A 25,780-nucleotide genomic window follows, 5' to 3' on the forward strand; every position below is an offset into this window, starting at 1 on the left:
TCTAAATACTGGACTATGAATTCAGCCGCAACCACAACAATTCAGGGAGTAAGTTCTATCGGCGTGGAGGCGATATTTCAACTCCTTTTGAAGGAGCTTCAGCAATCAACCAAAGCTTCGGAGCAAAATTGCCGCGATGTGGCAACACGAATTGCTGCCGAAGTTTATAGAATTTGCAGTGAAAGCAAGCGTATCCAAGCTGCCGGTACTGTGGAAAATTCTGCAATCACCCTTGCCCGACATCGGTTGCAACAGTGTCTGAGGTACTACGAGTTGGGTTCCAATCGGGGCAGAATAGAATTACACAGTACTTTGAGTGCGATTATCTATCGCTACATCAATCCTCCCCAAAGACAATTGAGCTATCAAGGGCGGCTTGTCGTCATTGAAGATTTCTTGCAGAGTTTTTACCTAGAGGCATTAAACGCCTTCCGAAGGGAGAACCAACTGGGTGCTACCTATAGTCCCAAAACCCTTTTGGAATTAGCAGAATACATGGCATTTACTGAGCGCTATGCCAAGCGACGGATTCCCCTACCAGGGCGTCAGCAACAGCTGATTATTCTACGGGCGCAAACATTCTCCCAACAACAACCTCCGGAAACCTGCGTAGATATAGAACAGGCGGCAGAAGGGAGTGGTAATGAAGCTGATGGCTCTTGGGAAGATCCAGCGGTACAGCAATTGCGAAGTGCGATGGCGACACAACCAGAGCCAGAACCCCAAGAAGATACATTACGCTCTGTCGTGATTACTGAACTGATGAATTATCTCGAAGAGCGGCAACAATCAGACTGTGCTGATTACTTCGCCCTCCGCCTCCAAGATTTATCAGCGCAGGAGATTGAGTCAATTTTGGGGTTAACTCCTCGCCAGCGAGATTATTTACAGCAGCGCTTTAAATACCATTTAATCCGGTTTGCCTTATTGCATCGCTGGGAGTTGGTTCATGAGTGGTTAGAAGCAGATTTGCATACAAATTTGGGCTTGACTCCTCAGCAATGGGAAGTGTACACAGATCAACTGGACAATAAACAACGGTCTCTACTAGAGTTGAAACAACAGGGTCATCCGGATGAAAAAATTGCTAAAACTTTAGGGTTATCAATGGCACAATTGCAAAAACGGTGGTTTAAAATTCTTGAACAAGCTTGGGAAATTCGTAACTCTTTAGTGTCCGGATCGGGTGCATCTACTCATGAATAGTGACTCAGAATCCTTACAAGACCAGTTACTTGCTTGGTTATTGGCACAAAACGCCCAAACCAACAAGCAAAACTCGGTCGAGTGTGAGGACTTTGAAGGGGTAGAAAATCTTGATGAAATCGCCGCTGGAAACGGTGGCGCTTTTGAGTTAGGATGTATACCCCAAACCTTTCAACTGGGAGAAATTCCTACTGTGCAAGAACGTTTCCAAGCCGTCCTTAAACGTCGGTTACAAAGTCAAATTCAAAACCATCCACCACTATTCCCGTGGGAATCACAACTTACAGAATACCCTGAGTGGGTAGACAACTCATCTATGGAATTAGTTCCGGTTTGGGGGTGGACGGCACAGCAATCTAAGCTGAATCTGCCGATTCCACTGCCGGAAAGAGTTTTCCAGCAATTGCTGGAGAAGTGTCAGGCGCTGATTGCCACTTCAGTGCCGTTAGGGGCAAAACTGGTTCAGGCTGTAGAAAGCCTCTTCCCTGACGATTCTCAAACACTGAACGACTTAGCAGGAATGGTGCTAAGAACTCCTTATCGTTCTGTGGATGCTCTAGAAACTATGCCAAATCTAGAGAGTGATTACTCAGATTTACAGCCGCGTCAACAGATGGCGCTGTCGTTGCTGGCGGCAAAACAGCTGCTAGACGATCTGACTCTGCCAATTTCAATTACCAATTCAGTGGTAGAAAAGCAATGGCTAACCCGTGTAGGTGTTCTTACCCTCAAGGTAGAATATCAGACTCAGAACCAAGTGGCGAAGCTAAGAGTTCAGACTGAGTTGCCCTCAAAAGCGATTGTGAAGCTCCAGGGAGATGCCTCGCAAGCAATAGCTGAGTCATCCAGTCCGGGATGCCTAAGTGTAGAATTACACGACACACAACTGAACCAAACTTATACCCTGGAAGTTGAGTTAAAAGAAATAGACCAACGACCGCTTTTATTTGTGATTGTTCCCACGGTGTAAACAAGTTTACCATCGCTAGCAATCCACATTGATAAATGCCATTGATATAAAATGAATATCCTGGTTTGGAAAAATAACCCATTTTTACAGAAGCGGTCATTAGGGCGTCTACAGAAAGCTGCTATGAGGAAGATACGTGCGAGTTCGGTTTTACCGACTCGTTTTGTGTCTGTGGCGTCCGGATTATCGCTTGACTAACATACCCATAGACTGCTTTCTCCTTTGCAATGTTTAACAGATCCAGGATAGGTTGGCGTCTACCTGCAAGTCTTTTATGGCGGCAAATTATGCAGGAGTCGCCGTTGATGGAAGTGGAAGGTTCAATTACCTTGCGGGTGCTGGTGCTAGCGTTGGTAATTGTAGGAATTGTGGCGACGGATATTGCGGCTGAGACTAAATTGAGTCTTTGGTCAATGCCGCTTTCGGTGGTAGGCGCGATTTGGAGTTACTACCGTCGCCATAATCGTAATGTCTCGGTTAAGTTCTTTATCGCCATAGGAATGTTAGCAGCACTGGGGGCTTTCTTTGGGCAATTGTTTGGCGAGTTGAATGATACGCGGCTGGCTTTAGCAGAGTTGTTAATTCAACTCCAAGTATTTCACAGTTTTGATATGCCACGTCGCAAAGACTTAGGATACTCAATTGTCATCGGGTTGATATTACTTGGTGTTGCCGCTACGCTGAGTCAAACTTTAGCATTTGGCCCAGTGCTGCTGTTATTTCTAGTGCTCGCCCTACCAACTCTCGTTCTAGATTACCGTTCACGCCTCGGCTTGCAGTCATTAAAAGCGTTCTCAGGCTCTGCCTGGGAACGAGATAAAAATAAAAAATTCTCTTCTTTTTTTACTTTTTACTTTTTACTTTTTATTCTCGTTGTGGGATTGGGACTGGGGATTTTTGCTGTTTTACCCCGATTCCCAGGGTATCAGTTGCGAATGTTTCCGGTAAGTTCTCCTATAAACATCAAAGGAGATTTTACAGGACGTAGCATCATCAACCCTGGTTATATTCGCCAAGGTCATGGCAAAAATCAAGGCAGTGGTGATAGTAGTGGAGGAGAACAAAACCAAACTGGTGAACCAGGGATATTAAATGATAGTTTTTATTACGGTTTTAATAGCCGGATAAACCAAAACCTGCGAGGTGTGATGAAACCCAAGGTCGTCATGCGAGTGAGATCGCAAGGCGCGGGTTTCTGGAGGGTTTTGGCTTTTGACCGCTACACCACTCAAGGATGGGAAATTTCCCGCAATCAGCAGGTGCAAACCCTCAAGCGATCGCCTTGGTCTTACCAAATTTTTCTTCCCCCAACACCTATCATTGGGAAGACTCAAGAAATAGTACAAACATACACAGTGGTGTCGGATTTGCCAAACTTGATTCCAGCTTTGGCTTATCCCAAAGAAATTTATTTTCCGACACCAATGATAGCTGCGGATACAGAAGGCTCTTTGCGATCGCCTGTGGAATTATCAGAAGGTCTTACCTATACAGTCGTTTCGCAAGTACCGTACCGTGATCGCACTTTGTTGGGACAAGCCTCAACCAAATATCCAGAGGGTATAAAAAAATACTATCTACAAATCCCCCCCGAAATTGCTGACAAAGTTAGGCAGCACACCGAAGAAATCTTAGCCAATTACAACACCGAAAGAGTCGGCAAGTCCCAAAAAACTCTAGATTCACCGTATGAAAAAGCTCTCTATTTAGCTCAGTACCTAAAGCAACACTACAGTATCCCTCAAAATCCTTCAGATTTACCATATTTAGGTGCAAAAGAAGACTTGGTAGAAGCTTTCTTGTACAAATACAAAGGAGGCTACCCAGACCATTTCTCCACAGTGTTGACGGTGATGCTACGCTCCATCGGTATACCAGCGCGGTTAGTGGCGGGGTTTAGCCCAGGAGAGTTTAATCCGTTTACAGGAATGTACATTGTCCGTAACACTGATGCTTATGCAATGACGGAAGTGTATTTCCCGAAATACGGCTGGTTTGCCTTTGACCCCATTCCTAGCCATCCCCTGATACCTCCTTCAATTGAGGATGTGGAAACTTTCAGCGTTCTGCACCAGTTTTGGAAGTGGGTTGCTGGGTGGTTGCCTTCTCCTGTGACAGGTTTGCTGAATAAAGTGTTTGGAGCAATATTTAGCTGGATAGCTAGAGTCCTCTCTTGGTTTTTCTCCTTATTTTCTCAGGGGTGGCTAGGTATATTGACTGGTGTCATTTTGGCGACTGCAATAGCTTTCTTAGGTTGGATAGGGTGGGAGCAGTGGCGAGAGTGGCGCTATCGCTTTGCACTCAGTAAATTACCACCCATGGAAAGCCTTTATCAACAAATGCTGACATGGGCAAGTCAAAAAGGCTTGAGTAAACATCCAGCACAAACACCCCTAGAGTACGCCCAAGTCTCTTACCAGCATCAGTCCTCTGCTACTGCTGAAGTCATAGATGAAATTTGTCAAGCTTATGTTAGCTGGCGGTATGGCGGTCATGCTCCTAACTTGAACCGACTGCGACAAAGATGGCAAGAGGTGAGAAAGGCCACGAGGAATTGACCAAACTAAGGGTGTAGGGGTGTAGGGGTGTAGGGGTGTAGGGGTGTAGGGGAAAAAGAGGGAATTGTATTTTTATACACCCTGCCCTAAGGGCATTGAGCGAGAAAGAACTCAGAACTCAGAACTCAGAATGGATAAGTGATAATAGCAAAGCCAAGGTTTGTCCGTTCTTGTTCCTCGTGATAGTCCTAAGCCCTAAATTCATTATATGGAGAAGAAAAGAATTCTTTCTTTATTTAAAATAAGGGCGGATTTCATCCGTGGGGATATTCTGTGTTCTGCGTTCTGCATTCTGAGTTCTTCTTAAGTGTCAAGTTATTAGCTTGGCTTACCCTTGCTTTACCTATATCTTTAGGTAGATTTTCAATCAACTTTGCGAATAAAGAGCTAAAAAAAGCATTTGTTACTTAAAAACGAAGACTGACGTTAATTTAAGCGTTGTAACTCCTATTTTTTGTGGATAACATGGAAAATAATTCATTACAAGCTTCTCACACCGCGTTTGGCGTCAGTTTTTTATGGACATTCAGTTAATCAACATCGGCTTTGGCAACATCGTGTCTGCCAACCGAGTCGTTGCCATTGTCAGTCCAGAGTCTGCTCCGATTAAGCGGATCATTACCGATGCACGTGATCGAGGTCAGCTGATCGACGCAACTTACGGTCGACGCACTAGAGCTGTCATTATCACTGATTCCAGTCACGTTATTCTTTCGGCGATTCAGCCGGAAACGGTAGCGAATCGCTTTGTGATTACCCGCGATCATCATCAAGCTGTAGATAATTGACTAAAGGTAGGTCTATAGCGCCACGCCTATTTGCGCCATATCAGTAGTACCATGTGAATTAAACTAGTTTTATGTCACCCAGGCTACAAAGCTCCGTAAGTCAAGAGTCATCCAGCTAAAGACTATTGACTAATGAATAGTGTCTACTGATTAATTTACAGGTTAAGCGGATGATGCAAGTTATATCTACCAAAAGTGCTGCTAGTACTAAGGAATGCCCAACTGTGGGCAAGCTGATTATCTTGACTGGCCCAAGTGGAGTTGGCAAAGGCACTTTAATGCGATCGCTCCTCCAGCGTCATCCCCAACTGCAATATTCCATATCCGTGACGACTCGTTCTCCTCGTCAGGGGGAAATTGACGGCAAAGATTATTACTTCATCAGCCGTAGAGAGTTTGAACAATTGGTGGCTGCTGGAGAATTACTGGAGTGGGCAGAATTTGCTGGTAACTATTACGGTACTCCCCGGAAAGCCGTAATTAACCAAGTTCACTCTGGCAAGTGGATTGTGCTGGAAATTGAGCTAAAAGGGGCACGACAAATTCGCGCTTCTTATCCTAACGCCCTCAGCATTTTCATTTTGCCGCCTTCTTTGAGTGAATTAGAGAAACGGATACGCAGTCGCGCCCAAGATTCGCAAGAGGCGATCGCTCGTCGTCTGCACCGTGCCCAAGAAGAAATCAGTGCCGCTGATGAATTTGATCTTCAAATCGTTAATGACGATTTTGAAACTGCTCTAAATTCTATAGAAGCGGCTATATTTGGATGATTTTAATAACATATTTGATAATGACTTCATAAATTCCACAAAACCTTATCCCTCACCCCTCCTTTGAACTTCTGTTCGGTTAAGAATAGTAAAAAAAGGACACAAACAAAGAGCCATGTAAGCCTTTTCTTTGTGCCCTTTTTTTATCATTTGTTCTTCGTCTAATAACGAGTGACCAAGAACCAATGACTAATTAACCAAACAGACTTTGAAGTAGACCTAGATTACTAGTTAAAAAGTAAGCAACTACTGCACCACCAATGCCACCAATTAAGAAAGCACTGGCAAAGCCGTTCCAACCTTCTTTTGATCTAAAAGCATCTGGAGGGTTGGGTGTGGTGACAGTAACGTGTGGTTGAGGGGGATTGCTATTGCCATATAGAGACAGACAACCAGTCAGAATGACAATAAAGCTTAAGGTTGCCAGTAATCCAGCTAAGTTGGCATTAGCCGTATCGCGCAGGGGACCCAATTTGGCGAAGGGACCAAAAATCCAGTAACCATGAGCCATGCCAATTTCTAGTCCTCTTCGGAATGGAGTTATCCCTGAGCGATAGGCAGGCAAGGTATTAATGTACCATTTGACCAAGGGAGAAGCATTAATCGGTGTCTCCAGGTTACCTTGTTGTGGATCGCGCCATTGGGGAAAGACAACCTCCTGATTTCTTGGATCACTAGGGCGATTTTTTGATGCATCTACTGCTTGTGCTATATCTGCCATATTTTATGTTTGCCTCTAGATAGAATCGTGGCATTATTTTCAAATTAATAATAATTGTTAATTGTGACTAAATTTCATTTTTACTATTGAAGTTTATAAAAATTAATTTACCTGTTTTAGATATTTTTAAACATTTACAATTTGCATTCTGCCTATAGTATCACGAGTTTGAAAGCAGTAGTTTTAAAGTTTAATTTCAGGAAAGCTATGAGTTAGGAGTTTTAAATTATGAATCATGAATTCATAATTCATAATTTGAAATTCCTAACTCATAACTTTTCTTCGTAATTTACGGCAGTGGATGGAAAAGTAGATCTGGGAAGAAGTAGTTAAAGACAATCAACAAAACGGCAGTCACAATCAAATTGGCAAACAACAAAACTGGTGCCAGGGAAAGATATTGAACGAGATAATTTGGCTGATTTTGCGCCATGAACCATTCTCCTAAATAAGTTAGTTCAATGAATGAATTTTGGATTGAGAATTGTTAGTTGTTAGCTGTCAACAAGTATCACTAACCCTATGGCTGACGCCACGGCTTTGCCGTTAGGGCAGCTCCTCTGCAGGAGGCACGGTGAAAGCTAGTTGCGGAACTGTCGGGCATTGCCCGCTCAACACAGTGGCTCACCACTAACCCACTTCCAATCTAAAATCCTGACTAGCGTGGCGAAATGGGAATTTCTTCATCCTTGGCTGTTAATTCGCCTGACAGCAATTCTCTCAGGGCGGCTACAGGCCAAGTAAAGCCTGAGAGCATAATTGGCAGCGCTTTTGGCACTTCAATTTTGACTTCTTTCCATTCCACGTCACCGCCTTCTTTCTTGATTGTTTGCAGATAGGTACGACCTACCCAGCCAATCCAACCAGCAATATAGAGGAAGATAATGCCAGGAATTGTGAAGTCACCAACATGGCTGAGACGACCATCCACTATTAGATGAGGTAGACCTTCGGGGCCGCACAGCTGCTGAGAATAACGCTCAAATCGTTTTTCTCCAGAAGCGGGGTCAAAGTTAGTAGCACGGGCAGCTTGTACCCGTTCTTGGAAGGCAGGAGATTCACTGCAAGGCACAAGATTTGCCCCTGGAGTCTGCGCTTTGGCTGACGGGGCAAAGTTGAACCAAACACAAATCGCTAAAATCAGAGCTAACAAGCATCGCATGAAGTTGTTTCCTTCTATTACGAAACAAAAAGTTTTTTGTACAAAACGAAGCGGCTTGTACAATCTTGATTTACATAACTAGCAAGTCATAATACTCTTGCGCGTGAACCGAGTAAAGTTGAAGGAAATAAAAGTTAAAGCTTCGAGACAAACCCTTATCAGCAAAATTCTTCAATGGCAACCGTTTTAGCTATAGAAACCAGCTGTGATGAAACCGCCGTGGCAATTGTTAACAATCGTCAAGTTTGTAGTAGTATTATTGCCTCGCAAATCCCAGTCCATCAGCAGTATGGTGGAGTCGTGCCGGAAGTGGCATCGCGCCAGCATTTAGAAACGATCAATGGGGCGATCGCCCAAGCCTTGCAACAAGCAGAACTAGACTGGGACACAATTGATGGTATCGCAGCTACTTGTGCCCCTGGATTGGTTGGGGCGCTGTTGGTCGGGTTAACTGCTGCCAAAACCTTGGCAGTGGTACATAACAAGCCATTTTTAGGAGTTCATCACCTCGAAGGTCACATTTACGCCACTTATTTGAGCGAGCCAACTTTAGAGGCTCCTTTCCTTAGCTTATTGGTTTCTGGTGGTCACACAAGCTTGATTTATGTTAAGGATTGTGGTGTGTATGAAACTTTGGGCGAAACTCGTGATGATGCAGCAGGTGAGGCTTTTGATAAAGTGGCACGTCTGTTGCATTTGGGGTATCCTGGTGGACCAATGATTGACAGGCTAGCAAAAGAGGGAAATTCACAAGCCTTTACCCTACCAGAAGGGAAAGTCTCCCTACCAGGTGGCGGATATCATCGGTATGATACGAGTTTTAGTGGGTTGAAGACAGCGGTACTACGGTTGGTGCAGCAGTTTGAAAAAAATGGGCAATCTCTGCCAACGGCAGATGTAGCGGCTAGTTTTCAGGAGACTATAGCACGATCCCTCACCAAAAGGGCAATTGCCTGTGCCCAAGACTATGGTCTTTCCACCATTGCTATTGGTGGAGGTGTAGCAGCCAACACTGCTTTGAGACAACATTTACAACGTTCAGCAGAAACTCATAACTTGCGCGTGCTCTTCCCCCCTCTAAAATTTTGCACCGATAACGCCGCTATGATTGGCGCTGCTGCGGCTGACCATCTCAACAGAGGTCATACCTCCCCTCTCACCACAGGCGTTCAGTCTAGACTAGCGCTGACCCAAGTCATGGAGTTGTATCGGCATGAGGAATAAGGGGGAAAGGAACAAACGGAATCACCCAAGGACTTCTCCCCTTTTCCTTTCTTCCTCTCCTTTAGAGCGCTGGAGAACGAGAGAGCGGATGTGAGTAGCAACTGCATCTGGCTGTTCTAACATTGCCAGGTGTCCGCAATCAGGAATTTCGATAAAATTGTCGCCACAGTAGCTGAAAAGAGGGTGAAAGCTAGCTAAATGGCGGACATACTTGGGTTCCATAACCTTGTCTTCCGCACCAGCCAGGAAATAAATCGGTTGCTTAAGTTGAGAAACGAGTTGAGGCAAGTGATTAATTTCTTCTTCTGTTGTAGAATCTAGCAGTGCTCCCAAAGCAGCTTCTGGATCTGCAACAACGAAATCAATCACCCGCTGACGTGCCCAATTGCGCTCCAAAGGGCGTGCTACACTCACTCTGGTAAATAGCAAATCAATCAGAGGCACTTGGCTAAGCCATCTGGGGCGAACTTGCAAAAACCGCTGACCCGCTGAACGAAACTGCTCAAAGGCTTCTTTGAGATAAATTCCACCACCTGAGTTAATACAGATGACTCCTTTAACACATTCTGGCATTTGGGCGGCACCCCAAAGGGCGATCGTACCTCCCAAAGAATGACCAACCAGCCAAGCGCTCTTAACGTTGAGTTGTTGCAGGAGAGCTACTAAATCCTGAGCATAGGCAGCCGGAGTATAAACAGAATCAAAGGGATTAACAACCGCACTACTAGATTTAGCACTTAGGCTGAAATAATTTTGTTCTCGACTAAAATCAGTTTTTAGCCTGGGCTGGGACTCTCCAAAACCTCTTAAATCATAGGAAAGACATTGAAAATCATCTGACAACGGGGAAATCACAGGTTGCCAGTACCCACGGCTATTGAGCCATCCGTGGATAAATACTAAGGTGTGGGGGTAGGAAGTGGGAGCTGTTAGCTCGTATGCGTGTGGAACGCCCAAGATTTCGATGGTTGCCATACTCTTATCGTACCCCCTTCAGGGAGGCAGCTGGGGAGATAGGGAGGTGGGGAGTTGGACAGTTGGGGAGGAGGAGAGAGTAGCAGAGTTTCTTGTTTGACCCCATTGCCCCATCCTCCCACTTTCTCATCTTCCCAACAACTTAGGTCGCACTCCTTCAGCAATTTTGTGACCTAGATCTAGTAAAAACTTCCGTTTTATTTAATTTCTCCTTGGCTTTGCAACAAAATGCTAAAGTTGAAAAGGATTAGTGTGAGACACGCGCTTGCCAACTACTGTCATTGAAAATCCCGAAAACACACAAAAAGCCGTATGTGTAAGAGGGTATAAAGGTGGGTAGTTCGGTGATACGTGAATCAGCACTCTTCTCAGTGAAAAGCAATTCAGTTATACTACCCGAACCGCGTTGGCATGGGTTTTTGGAAAACTTGGTTTAGTACATCAGAAGCTGCCTCAACGACCAGGACAACACCCTTTGAAGAGTATGCAGTGGAAACTGTGGGCAACTCAAGCTCTACTGGTGTTGGCGAACATCAGCAGGAATCTCGCATAGTTTTTAGTACTGAGCGAGATATTGATCTGTATGAACTAGAAGAACTATGTGATTCAGTTGGTTGGTCGCGTCGTCCTCTACGAAAAGTGAAAAAAGCTATTGAGCATAGTTTCCTCGTAGCCTCCATGTGGCAAGTGCGAGGAAACAAAAAGCGACTCATTGGTTTTGCCCGTGCAACATCAGATCATGCCTTTAATGCCACAATTTGGGATGTGGTAGTTCACCCAGAATTTCAAGGGAAAGGGCTGGGGAAGGCACTTATGAAATATGTACTCAAAAAACTTAGGAGTGAAGAAATTAGTAATGTTACTCTTTTTGCTGACCCCCATGTTGTAGACTTCTACCAGACTTTGGGGTTCATGTCCGATCCAGAAGGCATCAAAGGTATGTTTTGGTACCCTCATTAATTTTTAAATAAACACAGTAGCTTTTACCACAAACTAAGCTATAATCTTAGAATTTGACTATTAAATGCTGTTTGCTGTAGAGCCAAAATCGGTAATTTCTCTTGTGGATTATTCCAAACTCTAAGGAACAGGCAAGTAGTTGTTACCTGTTTGAAGTTGGTGAAAATAAGCGAAGCAAAGTTTAGCAAAAGGAAGTGATTGCAAAAAGTCAAAAAGCGTGATAGCATTACAATGCTAATCTAAAAAATTACACAAGTAAGTCAACTAAGGCACTCTTAGTGCTTTACAAAACTAAAGATTAGCTCTGAATGATGCTTTAATCGGGATGTAGCGCAGCTTGGTAGCGCGCCTGCTTTGGGAGCAGGATGCCGCAGGTTCAAATCCTGTCATCCCGACTTGCTACAACAGTAAGTCAAAAAACCCTAGATCTGTAAACGGAGCTAGGGTTTTTTACATAGTCCAGCAGGTAATTAGCCCAAGCCAAGAGCATACTATATCTAAAAAAGACACGCAAGATTTGTTAAACGAGATGAAGCAGCAACTTCCCAACAGATATGGACGGAATTATGAAAAATTTGTCTAGATACCCTCCGGGAAGTTGTCCTGTTGGGCATCTACACATCCTGTCATCCCAATTTGGTAATGCAAATCACTAAATCTTAACCCATAAATGAATCTAGTTTTTTTTCCACAAACCATCAATAAATTAAATCAAAACTTCCAAATTTGAGTTGACTCTGACTGTTAGTTTGATTTGTAAGTGTATGTACAGTTAAATTGCATATTTTCTCGTAAGCTGTAATTGTGCTGTTTTACTATTTATTCTCTACTAGACAAACTTATTTCTTAGCAGAAAATCATTGGAGAAGTACAAAAACGTGTAAACATTGAGACATTTTGCAGCAGCCATAGGAGGAACGATTTAATATTTATTATCGTCAACTATAGCTAAGAAAGCCAATAAAATGGCATGTGACACCTCTGTTAAAGAGGACTTTTTTCGCCGCTCTTGTTAACATACAGCAGGCATCTACGGTTCAAACCCAGTTCCCAACAAGGCGAAATTCAAACACCAACAACAGCACAGTCAATTAGCCAAAAGGATACTATAACTAAAACTAGTTGGATCTGTGTGCAAACCCAACCAATTGTCGGACTTAATTTCAGAAGAGTATTAATGCGAGGAGAAGTCATGAATTTATTAGTTCGCTGGGGCACAACATTAACTTTAGTGGGGAGTACTCTGCTGGCAACAGTTTTTAGCGGAAATGCTCCAGTGCTCGCATTGACAGAACAACAAATTAAAGAAAAATTAGACCCAGTACCTGTGTTTTTGATTACTAACAACCAAGGTGTCCCTCTCACTCGTACTGTGCCTAACAATGGGCAAAATGCACAAAAGAAAGAAGCCACGGTGACAGACGTTTTTATGAGTGGGCAGGAGGCTCAGGCTTTTATCAACCAACTGCGGAACGTGCAAGGCAAAAACCCGAAAATGGCAGAAATGTTAAAAAGCCTGCAAGTGACACCAGTACCCTTGGGAATGATTTATCAGAGACTTCGAGATAATGCTAAAAAACCAGACAGCCTCGTGTTTGCTTTTAATCCTGGAAAGCAGGATATAGAAGGGGCTATGGCATTGCTACGCCAAAGCGGTAAAGAAGTCAAGCAGTTCCCCAGTGTACCGATTTTTATCGTTAGGTCGCCAGAAAAGGGGTATGTTTCTGTCAAACGGAAAACTGACAATAAGGAAGTTATTCCTCTGTTCTTAAGTCAAAAAGACGCCCAAGGTTTGTTGAACCAAGTGAAACAACAAGTTCCTAAGGCTGACATTCAGGTGGTGGACATAGACGGAATCATTCAAACATTGCGAGCAAAAAATGATCCATGGCTAAACCAAGTTACCATAGTCCCCTCTTCTGAAACTATGCAGTATATCGTTAGCAAGCAAAATAATGCACCCAAACCCGCTGCACCTGCTGCTCCCAAGAAATAATAAAATTATGCCTTAAGATAGAGGCATGGCGGATAAGCAGTCATCGGTCACTGGTTTACAACTTTGGCAGTGGCGTAACGCGGCAATTCAAGCTGCGATCGCCACTGGCGTTTCACCTGCTGAGGTAGATTGGTTACTACAAGAGGTCGCTGGGTTAGACCGTTTGGCATTGCGTATAGAATCATTCAAAGACTGGAGTCAGATTCCTTTGGAGTTATCTCTAGGGGATTTGGACAAACTCTGGCAGCGACGATTAAATGAACACTTGCCAGTACAGTATGTTGTAGGAGCTACTCCCTGGCGAAAGTATAAAATTGCTGTGTCAAACGCGGTTTTAATTCCCAGACCAGAAACAGAGGACTTGATCGATTTAGCTGTCGCTGCTGCTAGTGAAAGTGGGACGACACCGTTTTTAGAGCAAGGACACTGGGCTGACTTGGGAACTGGTAGTGGCGCGATCGCGATTGGACTGGCAGATGTTTTCAATTCAGCAAGCATTCACGCTGTCGATTACAGTCACGAAGCTCTTGTCGTCGCAATGTCAAACGCCCGAAATTCAGGTTTTGGGGAGCGCATTCAATTTTATCAAGGTTCTTGGTGGGAGCCTCTAGAATCGTTGAAGGGTCAGTTCAGTGGAATGGTGTCGAACCCACCTTATATACCCACCAACATCATACCTACCCTACAACTTGAAGTCGTTAACCATGAACCACATCTAGCTTTAGACGGTGGTGTTGATGGCTTAGATTGTATCCGCCATTTGGTAGAACTTTCCCCCACCTATTTACAACCAGGTGGGGTTTGGCTCATAGAGATGATGGCAGGACAAGCAGATGCCGTGCGAGAAATGTTGCAAAATCAAGGTAGTTATTGCAACATCCAGATTCATCGAGATTTAGCTGGCATTGAGCGCTTTGCTCTGGCATTTAAAAAAAGATAGACGAAAGAAATTGACACTCTCACCTTCACAGGCGAAGCCTGTGAAGGGAGATTCTTGCTTCAACAGGTTTTTCTAGCCCACTGTGGTATAACGAGTTAAAAGCTCTCCCACCGGCACTGACCCCGACAGATTCCCCTCCACAAGCATCTGTTTTACTACCACGGGCTGCCCGACCGCAGTCACAAAATACTTATTCTGATGTATCGTTTGTCTGATTCACAACATTCGACCCCCCTGTTCATCAGGTATTTCTTTTTGGTGATGCGAGTTGTCTGGTGGAGAAACACCAATCTTGCCTAACCCTAACTTTTTTGGTGGCAAGTATATTCTACTACACCAAGGTATTGCGAAGCCATGTTTTTTATTGGTCGCAATTCATCTCACCCTTAAGGCGAAGCCTGTAACGGGAGTCCTCTTGCTTCATTAAGATAGACAAATTTTTGCAATCTTCTTTCTTCTTTCTTCACTTTTTAAAGATGACCCAAGTTTCCTTAGACGCCCTTGTGGCTGGCGTACGTGCTGGTCAATTAGTAAGCTTTCCCACAGATACTGTTCCCGCACTGGCAGCTTTACCAGAACAAGGAGCATTAATTTATGCAGCGAAGCAGCGCAGTCAGGATAAACCCTTAATATTAATGGCAGCAAGTGCTGAAGAAATCTGGTCTTTTGTCACAGGTCGTGGCAATGAGTATGAAATTTGGCAAAGAGTTGCAAAGAAATATTGGCCAGGAGCACTAACTTTGGTATTGCCTGCTTCAGCAAGGGTACCAAAAGCGATGAATTCCGTTTCTGATGAAGATTTTGACCCCCAGAAGGACAAGCCTACTCACCCCATGACAATAGGGATTCGAGTGCCTAACTCCAGGATTGCCCAAACTATTTTGACGCAAACAGGTCCTCTGGCAACCACTAGCGCCAATTTATCAGGTCAACCCCCCTTACAAACGATGGCAGAGATTGAGGCACAGTTTCCCCATGTTTTGACTTTAGCGGCGACGGAATTTAAAGATGAGAGACACGGGATTGGTCTGCCTTCCACTGTTGTAAAATGGACTGAAAAGAATTGGCAAATTTTACGGCAAGGTGCTATAAAGGTAGAGTTTTAAGCCTTGAATTCAGCAGCTAGGGCATTATTTTCTGCATAAGGGGCGTTGCGCCAAGGGCAATTATCGTTTTTGTCGAAGAGCTTATAAACCTATAAAAGGGTGCATCTGAAGGCAGGCAACTCTGAGTTCAGCAAACTCAACTTATTTACAGCGGTTTTCTGTAAGGTGGGCATTGCTTACCAATATCTCAAATGCCTATCACATAAGCTTTTACGGGCAATGCCACCCTACAATTTGTGGTTGAATTTTTTGAAAAGCGCTGTAAGCAGGCTTGGTTTGTCAAATGCTCCCGAACAATTCAGTACTGGGAGTAAGGCACATCGCAGTGCTCTCTACTGAGTACTGTGTGTAAATAATTCCAAAGTTTCCTCTTCTGAAACTGACTCAGAAACAGAAGAATCTTCACCTGTAGCTAGAAATTCAGGATTGGAGGACTGTGTTGGAAAGTGGTGAAATAGGAACTCCGAAGCTTTGTTTTGCGCCTCTAGGGTTAATTAAAAAGGTGATAATTGCCAGATTATGAATTGGAGCAACTGGGTATATCTAGGAGCAGGACTAGCATTGGGGGTAAGTCTTCGTGGGTTATTTGCGCGGCGGGGGGTGTCTTCTAGCTCATCCACAGTATCGTCAGTAGAAGAACAACAGGCTGTACCAGCACTCCTGCAACAGATGAAGGAAACGCAGCTAGCCTATCAAATGGCACGAGAAATGAGCCAGTTTAAGGCGGGGTTTTTAGCACGGACTACCCATGTATTGCGATCGCCCCTCAATGGTCTCATTGGCTTGCATCAGTTAATTTTATCTGACTTATGTGAAAATCCAGAAGAAGAACGAGAATTTATTACTGAAGCTCACGAGCGAGCGCTGAAGCTGCTAAAGCTGATTGATGAAATTCTCAGCGTTGCCAGAATCGAACATGGTACGAACAAATTAAATATTCAGCCTTTAAGACTAGCGGAACTATTGCAGGAAGTTCACAGCCTAACTTATATGCTGGCGGAAAATCGCAATTTTCCCTTCCAGGTACTACCGTCAGATCCAGAATTGTATATCTTAGCAGATCCATTCTGGCTGCGACAAGTATTAGTAAATTTAGTGGAAACTTGCATTGCTCTGATGGAGGAAGGCAGCATTTGTATTTCTGCCAAAGCTTCGCACACAAGCGATTGTGTTGACATTTGGTTGGATGTGCCAACCCATGCTACTCCCCAGAATGAGCCAATAAATTCCATGACGTTGAAAGACAAGCCACCTGAGGTTGAAAGCAAAAACGACGTTCTCTTACCAGGAATGAAGTTATTGCTCAATCAAACTCTTTTGGAAGTCATGGCGGGAAAGTTGGAAATAGTTCCCTCTCCCACCACAAAGGAGCAAGCCGATGATGTAACGAGGCTACAAGTCTCTATCCCCCGAGTGATTCCTGAAGCTGATTTTCAGATGGAAGAGAACTAAAATTATGTTGATTATTTAGCACCATCGTGGTGGTGGAATTAGGTTGGAAACCAATCCTTTCATAGAACTGCTGCTGGTGAGTGGTCATCAAGTAGATACGCTCAACGCGGTTCATGCGCTTATGGCTCAAAACGGTTTCCACCAACTTGCTTCCCAGCCCAACACCACGGTACTCTGGATGAATGGCAACATCCCAAATAGTGGCACGGTAGATGCCATCGGAAGTTGCTCTGGCAAAGCCAACGAGTTGTTCTCCATCCCAAACGGTAATTACAGGGTCACTGTTTGCAATGGCTATGCCCAAATCTTCAATGCTACGACCTTTTGCCCAGAAAGCAGAAACATTTAATAACTGCTGAATCTGATAAAGGTCGATTTCAGACTTGCGATCGCTAAATCGAATCTGAGTATGACTATAATTCATGAATTTTCCCGAAGTGCAGAAGTATATGTGCTATCCTTAATCGGATTTTGCAAGACAGCGGCTGAGTTATATCAATAACAAACTTAAAAAAATTAATACTTTAATTTAACTGCAAACCCATCTCCATAAAGGATGACTTGGTCCTTGTTGACGTATCCGACCAACCTGTTGTTCTAGACGTTGCTTTTCCTGTTGTGGTAGTCCAAATAGGATATTCCGACTTTGCCAAACCAGAACAGCAAGGGTGGTGCCGAGACAAAAAGATAGACCAAGGGTAGCTAAGGTATGATAGTACAGCCCATATCGCACAGCTACCCAGGTAAAATATTGTCGCCATAGAGCAATTTCTGAACGCAAATCCCACACACACACAGGTGCAATAGTCAGCCACAAAAAACTGACAAACAACCACCTGCTGTATACCTGTAGCTGGTGTAGCTTTTGTACTTGTTTGGCAAAAGACGGGTCGCAGCCGTCAGTATACCAGCTATTAAGTGATGGTTGTTCTGGTTCGTCCATAGATGAAGGGGAGCAGGGGAAGGTGCAAAGGTGGGGGAGTATGGGGAGAAGTTTTTTGACTTTTGAGTCTTGACTCTTGACTAATTATCTGCTTGTGCATCAATTGATTCAGCACCGCCTTGAGATAATGTCGATTCTCCTTGACGCTCTCGCCACCAGGTAAGGAGGGTACTGGCGATGAAAATACTTGAATAAGCCCCAGCTGCAAAGCCAACAATCAATGCCAAGGCAAAATTTTTCAGTGTTTCTCCCCCAAACAGAAAGATAGCAAATAATGTCAGTAACACGGTTAAGGTTGTGTTTATTGACCGTGTCAGGGTTTGATTAACTGCGTCATCGACAATATCGGCAATCGGACGATTGGGATTTGTTTTGATGGTTTCGCGAATGCGGTCGTAAATGACAACAGTGTCGTTAACCGAAAAACCTGTAATCGTCAGCAGAGCGACAATGAAAAGGCTATCTACTTCCGTACCTAGTGTTAAACCTAAAATCGAGAAAATCCCTACTGTAAGAAATACATCGTGAAATAGGGCGATGATGGCAAACACTGCGTAGTCCAACTGAAAGCGGACAGCCATGTAGACAACAATGCCAATGAAGGAAACTAAAAGAGCGATTAAACCAGACCTCAACAGTTCTTGCCCCAGGGTAGGACCAACCGTGTCAATTTGGTTTTTTTGTGGGTCGAAAGCGCCTATTTTTTCGCTCAGGGCATTTTGTAGTTGGGTACGTTGCTCTGGAGTTAAGCTTTTTGTCCGAAGTGATATGCCGTTTTCTTTGCCTGTGTCTTTGTCAGCGACAACTTGGATACTGCTGTCACCCAACCCTTGTTGTTGCGCGACTTCCCGCACAACGTTAATATCTATTGGTTTGTCGCAGTTGCCCGGCTTGGTACAATCCCGTTCAAACTGCAACCGCGTACCACCGACAAAGTCTAGACCGGGACGTAGGGGAGAACCAATTTGTTGCCAAGAAATCACCATTGAGATGATACCAGCAAGAATAACGATGGCAGAAATAGTCCACCACAGCGATCGCGATTTGTTGATCCTTAGTTTCATCGAGCCACCTCTGCCTTATTTGTCACTGGCAGGTTCGGACAGAAAAGTTCCGTTTTCCGCAACGCAGGGAAAGAAATTGCCAAAAACATGAATGTGCGACTACAGGTGATAGCTGAAAACATACTTACACCTACGCCCAAAGCTAAGGTCAGGGCAAAGCCTTTCACCAAGCCAGACCCCAACCAGAAAAGCGCAGCACAAGCAATCCATGTTGTGACGTTGCTATCTAAGATACTGGAAAATGCTCGGTAGAAACCAGATTCTACAGAACGATATAGGGATTTACCCGCTCGCAATTCTTCCCGCGTACGCTCAAAAATGAGGACGTTGGCATCAACTGCCATACCAATACTGAGAATAAAACCGGCAATTCCTGGCAGTGTCAGGGTGACGCCTAACAAAGCAAAGCTTGCCCAAGTTAGGAGGGAGTAAATCACAAGAGCTATATCCGCAATCAGTCCTGGTAGTCGATAGTACACCACCATAAATATTAATACTAAAAGCAAACCACCGACTCCGGCATAGATGCTGCTTTGAATACTGTCTTTCCCCAAAGTTGCTCCAACTGTGCGGTTTTCTACAATTTCCACTGGTACAGGGAGTGCCCCACCACGTAGCTGCACGCCTAAGTCATTGGCTTCTTGTGTCGTAAACCGACCTGTGATGACAGCAGCGCCTCCGGTGATACCAGTGGCGGCGAATTCTGGACCTACGGTAGGAGAACTGATAAGTTCATTATCTAGGAAAATACCTATGCTACGTCCGGTACCAGCAAGTTGCTTTGTCAGTTCAGCAAAAAGTTCACCGCCCTTATCATTGAAGCGAATGGCTACATTCCAGTTGCTGCTTTGAGTTGGCTCGCCATAGGCGTCCTCAAGGTATTTACCAGTTAGTGGTGGGTTTATGCTTTCAAATAATTCAGCGATCGCTTCGCTATTCTTTTGCAGTTCTTGCTGATTTTTTTCAATTGCTGCTTTATCGTTAGTCTTTCGCAGTTCTGCCTGCTTTGCCTTAAGTTGTGTTCTGGGTGCTAGAAAAGCAAACAGTTGAGTTTCCGTATTTGGCTTTTGCTTTTTGAACTCTAACTGCGCGGTACCTCCCAGAACCCGTTCTGCTTGCTCTGGGTTATTGACTCCAGGTAGTTGTACTAAAATTTTGTCTGTGCCTACTGCTTGGATGATTGGTTCTGAAACGCCTAGACCATTGATCCGACCTTCGACGACTCTTTTGACAGCTTCCAATTCTCGTTCGGTAATTTGCTGAATTTCCGGTGTGGTTTTCACCTGAATGGTAAGCTGTGAACCTCCCTGTAAGTCCAAACCCAGGGATAGAGGAATTGTAGCAATCACCGTAATGGCGGCGATTACCAACACTAAAATCAAAGCTAATAGCGATCGCTGTCTTTGCATACCCTTACTCGCTGCGACAAACGCTATGATAGCGCTCTTTGGAAGAGTTGTGAGTTGGTAGTTGTTAGTTGATAGTTGGTAGGAACCACTAACTACTAACTACTAACTACTACCCACTATCCACTTTCCATTCCTAAACGCGCAAAGCGATCATTTTTTCCACAGCTTCAACAATTTGCTCTGGTTGAACAATGGTCAATCTCTCCATAGTGCCGTTATAAGGCGTGGGAATATCTTGAGAAGAAAGTCGCAGTACAGGTGCATCCAACTCATCAAATAAGCGTTCATTGATAGAGGCAATTAATTCTGCTCCAATGCCCCCTGTTCTCATGCCCTCTTCCACAATCATGACTCGATGGGTTTTTCTTACGGATGCACCTATTGTATCAAAATCTAGGGGTTTGAGCGATATCAGGTCAATAACTTCGGGGTCATAACCTTGTTTTTCCAAGGTTTTTACCGCTTGCATCACATGATGTCGCATCCGCGAGTATGTCAGAATTGTCACATCTTTTCCCTGCCTGACAACTTCTGCTTTATCTAAAGGCAGCAGATATTCTTCTTCTGGTAAGTCTTCTTTCAAGTTGTACAGCAGAACGTGTTCAAAGAACAACACTGGGTTATCATTACGGATAGCTGATTTCAGCAATCCTTTGGCGTTGTAAGGTGTGGAGCAGGCGACAATTTTCAACCCCGGTACAGCTTGGAAGTATGCTTCTAAGCGCTGGGAGTGTTCTGCACCAAGCTGTCTTCCCACACCTCCTGGACCACGAATGACCATTGGGATTTTAAAGTTACCGCCGGAGGTGTAGCGCAGCATTCCAGCATTGTTGGCTATTTGGTTGAAAGCAAGAAGCAAGAAGCCCATGTTCATGCCTTCAACGATTGGTCGCAACCCAGTCATCGCAGCTCCAACAGCTAAACCCGTAAAGCTGTTTTCGGCGATAGGGGTGTCTAGAAGTCGGAGTTCGCCATATTTTTTGTATAAGTCTTTAGTCACTTTGTAGGAACCGCCGTAGTGTCCTACGTCTTCACCAAGAACGAATACAGTTGCGTCACGCGCCATTTCTTCATCAATGGCTTCCCGTAAAGCGTTGAAGAACAGTGTTTCTGCCATTAGACCTTATATTGCGATTATTGTTCTTGAATCTTATCGCGCATCTGCTCTCTAAGACGGTGAGCGATGCTCCAAAAAGGAGCCGCGCAAAGCGCGTTCGCACTTCTTTTGCTCATATCAGAAGGCTTATTTTTCCCTAGAGAAATGTGCATACATTGTACAAAAAGGCACAAGGCAAAAGTAGCCCAGAGCAGAAGATAACAAGACTTGTACAGTAAGCTGTTTGACCAAGACTGGGGGTGTAGGGGAAAAGAGTCAATGCTCAATAATTTTTCTTCCCCTTTACACCCTTACACCCTTATACCCCTAATTGTTGACGATTTTGGATGGTCGCTTTATTTCCGGAGATTAGCAATACTTATGGATAATTAGGCGGTTAATTTATTTTTCTTTAAAACTATTAATATATTTCGTGCATCTAGGCGTTAAGCTTGTCAGACTCACTTATCTTGCTGATCTTGGAAAAAGCAAGGCTTTTCACCACAGAGGACAACTCGTCTAAATCTATCGGCTTGGCTATGTATCTGTCAAAACCTGCTGATAATGCACGTATGCGATATTCCTCCCCAGCATCTGCGGTTAGAGCAATGGCAGGAATCTTTCCGCCTTGTGATACATCTAAATTTCTCACTTTCAAAAGCAGCGAATAACCGTCTTCATCAGGCAATCTGATGTCACTAATTAAGATGTCCGGTTGAAAACCCGCCAGTGCGTCTAGAGCCTCAACTGCCGAGGTAGCTGTTATAATCTCTGCTCCTTCCCATGAGAACAGGCAGGTGAGTAACTCTCTGGCATCAGCATCGTCATCCACAACAAGCAAGCGCAAACCGTCAAGCTTCAGGAATTTATCACTCATCGACAGGACACAATAATCTAGTTTCCATCTGAACTAGTATAAAGAAGCTTAGTATTGGTGTCTGTACGGTTTCAGACACAGCCAACAACTCTTAATCGATTCCTCTGGAATGACGCCCTGATTCTTAACTTAACAACCGTGAGAACTCGTCAGAGATAACTCGATAGCACTCGCAAGCTGTTGCTTCCAAAGCCTCTCGATTGACGATGGTAATTTTACCACGGGTGTAGCGGAGCATTCCCGCTTGTTGAAGAGTGCCAGCAGCCACCGTGACGCCAGAGCGTCGCGTGCCCAGCATCTCGGCGATAAATTGCTGAGTCAGAGGAAACTCCTCTAAGTCCACGCAGTCCTGAACTAAAAGCATCCAGCGGGCAAGTCGTTCCTCTATGGTATGAAAGCGGTTGCAGGCTGCTGATTGTGAAACTTGGGTGAGTAGCGCTTGACAGTAGCGCAGCAGCAGTCTTTGCAGCTCTCCACCCCGATGGAACTCGGTTTTAAAAATATTTGCATCCATCCGCATACCAGCATCTGGAATTTGCACAAACGCTTGATTGTTCGTAATGTTGCCGCCTAAAATTACCGGGAGACCCACCATCCCTTCAGAACCCACTAAGCCAACTTCAATGGTTGAACCGTCTTCCATAGTGGTGATTAAAGAAATCACTGCCTGATGGGGAAAATAGACGTGTGTGATCGGTTCATTTGGCTCGTAGAGAACTTGATGGAGTGGAAGTGTGACAAGTTCCAAGTGGGGTACAAGGCGTTGGTATTCACTTGCAGGCAAAGCGCCAAGTAGCCGATTTTGTATTGGCACGGAATCTTTGGCTATGGGCATTAGAAGTTTTCCTAGATGTGGTTGTGTTTAAAAAGGCGTTCCCCCGCAAAGCGGGGGAACGCCTGCTTCAAGGCTCTGTCTCGACCTCAACAAATGGAGGCTCCGCCTCCATATTTTCATTTAAAAGTATCCACGTTCCTTAATAGCCAGCCTCTTTGAAGTGGAAACTTGGCGAATCGCTGACCTGATTGACCTGACCCACCTGATTGATTGGAGGAGCTTGATTAACTGGGTTTTCAGGAAACCTTCTGGGTCTTCCTGGCTTACGCTTATGTCTTTGATTTATCGATTTTTCGCTAGCTGCAGCCAGTTCTTCTGGTGTACATTTGAACAGCCGCAATGCGTCTAAAAATTTTTTGGGTGTCATGGTAGGTTCTGTTCGCCCTGCTTCCCAGTTGCGAACACTAGTTTCACTAATTGCAAGCCTGAAGGCAACCTCCGCACGGCTAAGCCCCGCACGCTCTCTCAGGACTTGCATATCCATACCCAATGCTCCCTTTCCAAAACTATAGTACTTATTTATTAAATCAATTGACGTAAAAAAGCCAACTGAGGATTATTTGTTAACTATATTATTTTATAATCTATTACTTACGTATCTGGCAAACGGGCGATAACCCTCACCCCTGAAAGTCACTGTTTTCCTACCCTTGGGGAATCAGCCTCTATGAATAGTGTAAATTGATGTGGCACGGAAACAGTCTTGGCGCTCAAATGTATCTCCAGATTAGAGGATAATCTCACACCAAGACACAAAGACACCTAGATTGGCTCCCAGCCTTTGCGGCTTAAGGTGAGATTATCAGCAAAGTTATCAAAATTTAATTTTGTGGCACTTGAGGCAACCACAGTCTAACGCAACCACCGCGCCATATCTTTGGCATGATAGGTTAAAATCAAGTCTGCTCCAGCGCGTTTAAAGCCGATGAGAGTTTCCGTTACCACACGCTGTTCGTCAATCCAGCCATTCAAAGCTGCGGCTTTAATCATAGAATACTCACCGGAAACGTTGTAAGCCGCAACAGGCAAGTTGCAAGCTTCCTTAACACGCCAGATGATATCCATGTATGCCAAAGCTGGCTTCACCATCAGCATATCAGCGCCTTCAGTGATATCGAGTGCAATTTCTTTGAGGGCTTCGGTGGCGTTACCGGGATCCATTTGGTATGTTCGGCGATCGCCAAACTGTGGGGCTGAATCTGCGGCATCTCGAAATGGACCGTAGTAAGCTGAAGCATATTTCGCAGCATATGACAAAATTGGGGTATCTTGGAATCCAGCTTCATCCAATGCGCTGCGAATGGCTTGCACAAATCCATCCATCATCCCAGAAGGTGCAATGATATCTGCTCCTGCTTTTGCCTGAGAAACTGCTGTTTTGCCTAGTAATTCCAGTGTTGGGTCATTCAAAACCCGTCCGCTTAAGTCACCCACTTGCAAATAACCGCAGTGTCCGTGACTGGTGTATTCACACAAACAAGTATCAGCAATCACAATCAAATCGGGTACTGCTTCTTTAACAGCGGTAGCCGCTTTTTGAACAATACCGCAATCATGCCATGCGCCAGTGGCATCTACATCTTTGTCCGCAGGTATGCCAAATAAAATAATGGCGGGAATTCCCAGGTCGTAAACCTCTTTTGCCTCTTCCACTATTTTATCTACCGAAAGTTGGAAGACTCCAGGCATAGATTTGACTTCATTGGCAATTCCCTCACCTGGTACGGCAAACAGAGGGTAAATTAAGTCACTTGTAGTTAAAACTGTTTCGCGTACCATGCGGCGTAGTTGTGGATGGGTACGCAGACGACGGGGGCGATGAGTAGGAAACATAGGGCTTTTTAAAATTAACAACTAACTTCTGGGGCAATGCTGCACTCAGGGCGCTTGCTTACCCCATGAAGTATAGTACGACGCGCTTAAGCCAAGTTTTCACTCTATTATGAAACATTAAGAAGTACAGGTTGCCTCGCTGCCTCTTGAATGCTGTTGACCTGCTGGTTGAGCCGAGCGACAACGTCGGAACCAACAGTGCGGCTGATGTATGAAGCAGCATCACCAGCAAACTTGTGACGTTGTGGGGTAATTTTGTATTCTACAGCTCTATTGCCAAACAAAAATTTTAAAAAATCGCTCAATTTCTCCCTCTGGACGTCATTAAAAATTAATGGTGATGTGCGTGCAATTAGTGCAGAATAAATAGTCCAGCAGCCCATAGTTTTTTGATGAACGACTAAAGGCTAATGACTAATGACTAAAAAACCCGGAAAATGAAGGGATAACGGAAGGGTTTATCTGGATCGTTAAGAACATGGAAAATCGCCCAAATTGTCAGTCCCCAATGCAGCAAATACCCTAAACCAGCCAGTGGAATCAACAATCCAAAGCTGACAAAAATCAGTACTGCAATAATAGCTCCCCAGAGCCATACATTAAAGTGGAAATTGATGGCTTCTTTGGCGTTATCTTTGACAACCGGATCGTCAGTTATGAAAAGTATGCCAATGGGTAATCCTATAGATATGAACGTAGTACTCAAGAAGATTGCTCCATGACTCAGTGCTGATAAAAGCTTTCGCCTATCGGTGTCGTACATTTGTTTCTCCCATGCAGTTAGGTTTGTGATTATATAACGACCCTATCACGAGCATTGTTGTCTTAAGATTAAAAGACTCGCTAAAGTTGGAAAAAGTTAAGTTAAGTTAAGTTACAACGAATCAAATACATT

At 44.4% G+C, this 25,780-nt stretch carries 26 protein-coding genes and 1 tRNA gene; 12 read left to right on the forward strand and 15 right to left on the reverse strand.

Features of this window, described 5'->3' with window-relative positions; genetic code table 11:
- Positions 1-15 precede the first annotated feature (15 nt).
- The 5 genes from hetZ to gmk all read left to right on the forward strand — a co-directional run bounded on the left by hetZ (position 16) and on the right by gmk (position 6,292).
- Entirely contained in the window at positions 16-1,206 is a 1,191-nt protein-coding gene (hetZ, locus tag MAS10914_RS0128000; RefSeq protein WP_017319264.1) for a heterocyst differentiation protein HetZ, read from the forward strand.
- Complete coding sequence (locus tag MAS10914_RS0128005; protein WP_017319265.1) at positions 1,199-2,176, forward strand: hypothetical protein; 978 nt, start codon at positions 1,199-1,201, stop codon at positions 2,174-2,176. Before hetZ ends, MAS10914_RS0128005 begins: the two co-directional genes overlap by 8 nt.
- Positions 2,177-2,403: 227 nt before the next feature.
- Positions 2,404-4,734: a transglutaminase TgpA family protein gene (locus MAS10914_RS0128010; RefSeq protein ID WP_026082874.1), complete on the forward strand. Its 2,331-nt coding sequence runs from the start codon at positions 2,404-2,406 to the stop codon at positions 4,732-4,734.
- A 518-nt stretch (positions 4,735-5,252) separates the two neighbouring features.
- Entirely contained in the window at positions 5,253-5,522 is a 270-nt protein-coding gene (gene remA, locus MAS10914_RS0128015) for an extracellular matrix/biofilm regulator RemA (RefSeq protein ID WP_017319267.1), read from the forward strand.
- Between the two features lie 170 nt (positions 5,523-5,692).
- The gene (gmk, locus tag MAS10914_RS0128020) at positions 5,693-6,292 is read left to right on the forward strand and encodes a guanylate kinase (RefSeq protein ID WP_017319268.1); all 600 of its coding nucleotides are present in this window, start codon (positions 5,693-5,695) and stop codon (positions 6,290-6,292) included.
- A gap of 193 nt (positions 6,293-6,485) precedes the next feature.
- Here gmk and MAS10914_RS0128025 read toward each other — a convergent pair whose 3' ends face one another.
- The 3 genes from MAS10914_RS0128025 to MAS10914_RS0128035 all read right to left on the reverse strand — a co-directional run bounded on the left by MAS10914_RS0128025 (position 6,486) and on the right by MAS10914_RS0128035 (position 8,175).
- A complete protein-coding gene (locus MAS10914_RS0128025) occupies positions 6,486-7,004 on the reverse strand; it encodes a photosystem I reaction center subunit XI (RefSeq protein WP_026082875.1) in 519 nt (172 codons plus the stop codon).
- A gap of 298 nt (positions 7,005-7,302) precedes the next feature.
- A complete protein-coding gene (locus MAS10914_RS0128030) occupies positions 7,303-7,446 on the reverse strand; it encodes a hypothetical protein (protein WP_017319270.1) in 144 nt (47 codons plus the stop codon).
- A 225-nt stretch (positions 7,447-7,671) separates the two neighbouring features.
- A complete protein-coding gene (locus MAS10914_RS0128035; RefSeq protein WP_017319271.1) occupies positions 7,672-8,175 on the reverse strand; it encodes a photosystem I reaction center subunit III in 504 nt (167 codons plus the stop codon).
- Positions 8,176-8,349: 174 nt separating this feature from the next.
- Here MAS10914_RS0128035 and tsaD point away from each other — a divergent pair, with 174 nt between their 5' ends.
- Positions 8,350-9,399, forward strand: a complete 1,050-nt coding sequence (gene tsaD, locus MAS10914_RS0128040) for a tRNA (adenosine(37)-N6)-threonylcarbamoyltransferase complex transferase subunit TsaD (RefSeq protein ID WP_017319272.1) — start codon at positions 8,350-8,352, stop codon at positions 9,397-9,399.
- 21 nt (positions 9,400-9,420) lie between these two features.
- Here tsaD and MAS10914_RS0128045 read toward each other — a convergent pair whose 3' ends face one another.
- Positions 9,421-10,374, reverse strand: a complete 954-nt coding sequence (locus MAS10914_RS0128045; protein ID WP_017319273.1) for an alpha/beta fold hydrolase — start codon at positions 10,372-10,374, stop codon at positions 9,421-9,423.
- A gap of 411 nt (positions 10,375-10,785) precedes the next feature.
- Here MAS10914_RS0128045 and MAS10914_RS0128050 point away from each other — a divergent pair, with 411 nt between their 5' ends.
- The 6 genes from MAS10914_RS0128050 (at position 10,786) to MAS10914_RS0128080 (ending at position 16,828) form a co-directional block, all read left to right on the forward strand.
- Positions 10,786-11,334: a GNAT family N-acetyltransferase gene (locus tag MAS10914_RS0128050; RefSeq protein WP_017319274.1), complete on the forward strand. Its 549-nt coding sequence runs from the start codon at positions 10,786-10,788 to the stop codon at positions 11,332-11,334.
- A gap of 321 nt (positions 11,335-11,655) precedes the next feature.
- A tRNA-Pro gene (locus MAS10914_RS0128055) sits at positions 11,656-11,729 on the forward strand.
- A gap of 797 nt (positions 11,730-12,526) precedes the next feature.
- Complete coding sequence (locus MAS10914_RS0128065; RefSeq protein WP_026082876.1) at positions 12,527-13,330, forward strand: Tic22 family protein; 804 nt, start codon at positions 12,527-12,529, stop codon at positions 13,328-13,330.
- Positions 13,331-13,355: 25 nt separating this feature from the next.
- The gene (gene prmC, locus MAS10914_RS0128070) at positions 13,356-14,270 is read left to right on the forward strand and encodes a peptide chain release factor N(5)-glutamine methyltransferase (protein WP_017319276.1); all 915 of its coding nucleotides are present in this window, start codon (positions 13,356-13,358) and stop codon (positions 14,268-14,270) included.
- A gap of 476 nt (positions 14,271-14,746) precedes the next feature.
- A complete protein-coding gene (locus MAS10914_RS0128075; protein WP_017319277.1) occupies positions 14,747-15,376 on the forward strand; it encodes an L-threonylcarbamoyladenylate synthase in 630 nt (209 codons plus the stop codon).
- 519 nt (positions 15,377-15,895) lie between these two features.
- Positions 15,896-16,828 (forward strand): sensor histidine kinase, encoded by a 933-nt coding sequence (locus MAS10914_RS0128080; RefSeq protein WP_017319278.1) that lies wholly within the window; start codon positions 15,896-15,898, stop codon positions 16,826-16,828.
- Here MAS10914_RS0128080 and MAS10914_RS0128085 read toward each other — a convergent pair.
- The 11 genes from MAS10914_RS0128085 to MAS10914_RS0128135 form a co-directional block, all read right to left on the reverse strand.
- A complete protein-coding gene (locus MAS10914_RS0128085; RefSeq protein ID WP_017319279.1) occupies positions 16,779-17,252 on the reverse strand; it encodes a GNAT family N-acetyltransferase in 474 nt (157 codons plus the stop codon). The genes MAS10914_RS0128080 and MAS10914_RS0128085 overlap by 50 nt on opposite strands.
- A 105-nt stretch (positions 17,253-17,357) precedes the next feature.
- A complete protein-coding gene (locus MAS10914_RS0128090; RefSeq protein WP_017319280.1) occupies positions 17,358-17,771 on the reverse strand; it encodes a hypothetical protein in 414 nt (137 codons plus the stop codon).
- Between the two features lie 80 nt (positions 17,772-17,851).
- Complete coding sequence (gene secF / locus MAS10914_RS0128095) at positions 17,852-18,835, reverse strand: protein translocase subunit SecF (RefSeq protein ID WP_017319281.1); 984 nt, start codon at positions 18,833-18,835, stop codon at positions 17,852-17,854.
- On the reverse strand, positions 18,832-20,244 hold the full coding sequence (gene secD, locus MAS10914_RS0128100; protein WP_017319282.1) for a protein translocase subunit SecD: 1,413 nt from the start codon (positions 20,242-20,244) through the stop codon (positions 18,832-18,834). The genes secF and secD overlap by 4 nt, the downstream gene beginning before the upstream one ends.
- A 133-nt stretch (positions 20,245-20,377) precedes the next feature.
- Entirely contained in the window at positions 20,378-21,361 is a 984-nt protein-coding gene (locus tag MAS10914_RS0128105) for an alpha-ketoacid dehydrogenase subunit beta (RefSeq protein WP_017319283.1), read from the reverse strand.
- Positions 21,362-21,779: 418 nt separating this feature from the next.
- Positions 21,780-22,217, reverse strand: a complete 438-nt coding sequence (locus MAS10914_RS0128110; protein WP_017319284.1) for a response regulator — start codon at positions 22,215-22,217, stop codon at positions 21,780-21,782.
- Between the two features lie 124 nt (positions 22,218-22,341).
- Positions 22,342-23,052: a Crp/Fnr family transcriptional regulator gene (locus tag MAS10914_RS0128115; protein WP_017319285.1), complete on the reverse strand. Its 711-nt coding sequence runs from the start codon at positions 23,050-23,052 to the stop codon at positions 22,342-22,344.
- A gap of 139 nt (positions 23,053-23,191) precedes the next feature.
- The gene (locus MAS10914_RS0128120; RefSeq protein ID WP_017319286.1) at positions 23,192-23,536 is read right to left on the reverse strand and encodes a helix-turn-helix domain-containing protein; all 345 of its coding nucleotides are present in this window, start codon (positions 23,534-23,536) and stop codon (positions 23,192-23,194) included.
- Between the two features lie 368 nt (positions 23,537-23,904).
- Positions 23,905-24,885 carry a porphobilinogen synthase gene (gene hemB, locus MAS10914_RS0128125; RefSeq protein ID WP_026082877.1) on the reverse strand — a complete coding sequence of 327 codons (981 nt, stop codon included), beginning with the start codon at positions 24,883-24,885 and terminating at the stop codon, positions 23,905-23,907.
- Between the two features lie 107 nt (positions 24,886-24,992).
- On the reverse strand, positions 24,993-25,190 hold the full coding sequence (locus MAS10914_RS0128130; protein WP_156818257.1) for a hypothetical protein: 198 nt from the start codon (positions 25,188-25,190) through the stop codon (positions 24,993-24,995).
- Between the two features lie 116 nt (positions 25,191-25,306).
- On the reverse strand, positions 25,307-25,648 hold the full coding sequence (locus MAS10914_RS0128135; protein WP_017319289.1) for a DUF4870 domain-containing protein: 342 nt from the start codon (positions 25,646-25,648) through the stop codon (positions 25,307-25,309).
- Positions 25,649-25,780: the final 132 nt, after the last annotated feature.

The sequence above is a fragment of the Mastigocladopsis repens PCC 10914 genome, assembly GCF_000315565.1.
GTDB lineage: Bacteria > Cyanobacteriota > Cyanobacteriia > Cyanobacteriales > Nostocaceae > Mastigocladopsis > Mastigocladopsis repens.